This window comes from Ruegeria sp. HKCCA5426, assembly GCF_013034585.1.
GTDB lineage: Bacteria > Pseudomonadota > Alphaproteobacteria > Rhodobacterales > Rhodobacteraceae > Ruegeria.
Genome location: NZ_WQGH01000034.1, coordinates 1 through 1,123, shown reverse-complemented (window position 1 = coordinate 1,123; position 1,123 = coordinate 1). Strand labels below are relative to the sequence as shown.

The following is a 1,123-nucleotide window of genomic DNA, read 5'->3' as shown; positions in this document are numbered from 1 at the left end:
CTTAGTCCTCCGTTTCCTGAACATAACGGTGGACCCGTTCAGTTGGGGAGGCTCATCTGAACGAAGAAGGCATTTCCGGACCTCGGGGCACATGGGGCGCATCGACCATATATGGCAACCACCAACGCGGCACAGGTATTCTTAACAACGAACTCTATATCGGGCGGCTGGTTTGGAACCGGCAGCGTTTCGTCAAAGACCCAAACACCGGTAAGCGACAAGCACGCCCAAACCCACCGGAGGAATGGGTGATTGAAGACGTGCCCGATCTACGGATCATTTCCGATAACCTGTGGAACGCCGTGAAGGCACGGCAGGAAAAGACGCGCAACGCCGCGATCAGCGATAGCATCAGGAGGCTGGGCCGCACCAAGCGGGCACGGCATCTGTTTTCTGGGATGCTGACCTGTGGGTGTTGTGGCGGCGGCCTCATCCAAGTCGGAAAGCAGTATTACGGGTGTTCCACCCAACGGAACAAAGGCACCTGCGACAACCGCCTCACGATCAAACGCGCGGACCTCGAAGATCGAGTTCTCTCTGGACTCAAAGAGCAGTTGCTGCACCCCAATCTGATTGCGGAATTCGCCAAAGCCTATCAGGAGGAATACAACCGTCTTGCCGGGTCCATTCAGCAGGAGCGGAGTAACGCGACACGTGGTCTGGCACAGGTCGAGCATAAGATCTCACATCTAATAGACGCCATCAGCGATGGTATGTTTCACGCCAGCATGAAGGATAAGCTGACAGCGTTGGAGGTTCGCAAATCGGAACTCGAGGCTTTGATCGCCGCCGCCTCTGATGAACCACCGGTTTTGCTGCACCCCGGTCTGTCCGATGTGTATCAGGAACAAGTCGCCAATTTGACCATAGCATTGCGCGATCCCTCTTCTCAAGCTGAAGCCACTTCGATCATTCGTAGCCTGCTGTCGGAGATTCGATTGGTCCCGGTAGATGGAACATATGCAATTGAGTTGGTTGGGGAGTTGGCAGGTTTGCTTGCGTTGGGAGCACCCCAGAACGACAAAAGCCACCTTGCGGCGGCTTATTCGAGACTCTGTTCGACCCAAGTGGTTGCGGGAGTAGGATTTGAACCTGCGACCTTCAGGTTATGAGCCTGACGAGG

The 1,123-nt window shown here is 55.3% G+C and carries 1 protein-coding gene; it reads left to right on the top strand.

The genetic code is table 11. The features are described 5' to 3' along the window. The first annotated feature begins 56 nt into the window (after positions 1-56). Positions 57-1,112 carry a recombinase family protein gene (locus tag GOV87_RS20325; RefSeq protein WP_254447447.1) on the top strand — a complete coding sequence of 352 codons (1,056 nt, stop codon included), beginning with the start codon at positions 57-59 and terminating at the stop codon, positions 1,110-1,112. Positions 1,113-1,123: the final 11 nt, after the last annotated feature.